The organism is Vibrio sp. OPT46 (assembly GCF_015163535.1).
Classification (GTDB): Bacteria; Pseudomonadota; Gammaproteobacteria; order Enterobacterales; family Vibrionaceae; genus Vibrio; species Vibrio alginolyticus.
In genome coordinates, this window is the sequence record NZ_JADDYG010000445.1 from 32674 (window position 1) to 35234 (window position 2561).

General features: G+C 41.0%; 3 protein-coding genes. 2 read left to right on the forward strand and 1 reads right to left on the reverse strand.

The window, feature by feature from the left end; all coding sequences use genetic code 11:
- Positions 1-232 precede the first annotated feature (232 nt).
- Complete coding sequence (locus IQR33_RS19410; RefSeq protein WP_005376100.1) at positions 233-682, reverse strand: YkgB family protein; 450 nt, start codon at positions 680-682, stop codon at positions 233-235.
- Positions 683-829: 147 nt separating this feature from the next.
- Between IQR33_RS19410 and IQR33_RS19415 the strand changes: the two genes are divergently transcribed.
- Both IQR33_RS19415 and IQR33_RS19420 read left to right on the forward strand, forming a co-directional pair.
- The gene (locus IQR33_RS19415; protein WP_031781164.1) at positions 830-1630 is read left to right on the forward strand and encodes a PhzF family phenazine biosynthesis protein; all 801 of its coding nucleotides are present in this window, start codon (positions 830-832) and stop codon (positions 1628-1630) included.
- Between the two features lie 139 nt (positions 1631-1769).
- Positions 1770-2468 carry an aspartate/glutamate racemase family protein gene (locus IQR33_RS19420; protein ID WP_053349909.1) on the forward strand — a complete coding sequence of 233 codons (699 nt, stop codon included), beginning with the start codon at positions 1770-1772 and terminating at the stop codon, positions 2466-2468.
- The last annotated feature ends 93 nt before the right edge of the window (positions 2469-2561 follow it).

The following is a 2561-nucleotide window of genomic DNA, read 5'->3' on the forward strand; positions in this document are numbered from 1 at the left end:
CGGTGAGTTCATTACTTCGGCAAAGTATCAATAAACCTTAGCAGTAGAGTGAAAGGCTTTTCTTTTCACTTTACGCTAGGATGTTGTTTCGCATAATTAAGAGGCAAAGACTCTTAAACACTCTAAATTTAAGAGCCTTTGTTTAGAGTTATTGACAGAACCATTCGACCTGTAAGTCGTTTGCACCTTTCAGGCTACGTTCTGGAAAAACAAGATTTCGAACTATTTAGAGTTATTCTCTGTTTGGCTTGTTTCGTTCGATGACGCTAATCGCAATGGCTAAAAATAGAATATCTTTTACTAAAAAGAAGTTTGTCACCAAAACCCCATCAGACACTTTCCATGTATTCGGTGTCGTAATTAGAAAGCTGAGTGTCGCAAGAAAAATAATTGCGGCGGCTATGCCAGAAAAATAAGCGACTCGTGTGTTTTTAAGGCCAACGATTAATCCAATAGCGACAATGATTTCTGTTGCGCCAATGATGTTTGATACGGCTTGAACTGACATCACATCATACAACCAACTCATCAGAAAATGATTTTCAACGAGCGGTTGTATAAGCTTGGCCTCTGTAGGTGTGAATTTATAAATACCAATCCATATTAGAACTAAAGAAACGCCGAAAACTCCGATAAGATATCCAATTGAGTCACATTGATGATGGCTTTTTACGTTTTGCATAATTAACTACATTCTCCTGTTTGTTAGCGCTTCCAACAAGACCTATAAGGTTGGTAGAAAATTTCATAGGTTTTTTTCGCTCAAACAACAGATATTAAAAATCACGTGATACAGAATTACGTGTTTGATAGAACTTAAGGATATTTCGTGGAAGTTAAAATTTTTCAGGTTGACTCGTTTACATCAGAGGTTTTCAAAGGTAATCCCGCGGGTGTTTGTATCACAGAGTCAAGCCTTGATGAGGAAACGATGTTGGCCATCGCGGCCGAGATGTCGTTATCTGAAACGGCATTTCTGTCACTCAGTACAATGCAACTTCGTTGGTTTACACCGAGGACGGAAGTTGCTTTGTGTGGACACGGCACACTTGCAACGGCGCACGTTCTGAAAGAGCAGGGGTTATATAATACTGGAGATACGATTGAGTTCGTTACGCTATCTGGGGTTTTAACTGCACAACTCGATCATGAAGAAATTCATTTGGTGTTTCCTGCTCCAACTTTAGATATGCGAGCTAGTATTAACAAAGACTTACTTCATGGTTTGGGGCTAGATGCCGCCAATGTAGTCGCCTACGGTCAGTTTGATAATAAGCAGTTGGTCGTCATTAATGATGAATTTGTGCTTGAACAGCTCGACCCTGATTTTGGTGCGCTGCTTAAACAAAAAGGCCGTGGCGTCGTCATCACTGCTCAATCAAGCACTGACGCCGATTTTGTCTCTCGATACTTCGCGCCTTGGGTAGGTGTTAATGAGGACCCAGTTACAGGCTCTGCACATTGCGCTTTATGTGTTTACTGGGCTAAAGAGCTCAACAAAAAGCAACTGAAAGGCTTCCAAGCCTCCAAGAGAAGTGGGGTCGTCCATACAGAGTTGTTAAGCACTGAGCACGTTAAGCTTTCTGGAAATGCAGTAACGATATTGCGAGGATATATGAGAATCGCGTAGCGGTCCTTGTGGGAATGATTTTATTTTCGTGTTACCCAATGCTCAATAGTGAAGACGCTTGAATGCTGCTTATTTAAGTGGCTGATTTTTTTTGTAAAAACACCCCTGGCACGGTGGTGTATAACGATTGGAGAGTTATATGAAAACTATCGGTCTTCTAGGTGGTATGAGCTGGGAGTCGACGCTTAGTTATTACAAATTGATCAACGAAGGAGTCAAAGAGGCGTTAGGCGGCCTAAATTCCGCAAAAATTTGTATGTATAGCGTGAATTTTTCGGAGATAGAGAAACTTCAACATCAAGGTAAATGGGAAGAAACGGCAAGCATTCTATCTGATGCTGCATCTTTAATAGAAAAAGGGGGCGCTGACTTCATTCTTATTTGTACTAACACAATGCACAAAGTTGCGCCTCAAATTGAAGCCAGTATTAATATCCCCATACTACATATCGCAGACGCGACTGCTGAGTTACTTCGTGAGAAAGGGGTTCAAAAGGTCGGACTCCTTGGTACTCAATTCACAATGGAGCAAGACTTTTATAAAGGAAGGCTTTCCGACCGTTATGGGCTTGATGTCGTCATTCCCGATCAAGACGACCGCTCTAAAGTACATAACATTATTTATAAAGAGTTATGCCAAGGTGAAATCAAAGAGGAGTCAAGGACGATATACTTGCAAATTATTGAAAAACTAAAAGAGCACGGAGCTGAAGCTGTGATTCTCGGGTGTACTGAAATTGCCTTACTTGTAAACCAAAGTCACACCGATGTTACACTACTCGATACCACTTCTATCCATGCTCAAGCAGCAGTCCGTTTGGCAATTGAAGGTGAATGATCTACGCTTTCTTTCCTGCAAAAAAAGAGAAAACCAAGCACGTGGTTTTCTCTTTTTTATTATCAAGTTATAAGCGAGCAAATTTGAGAGTTC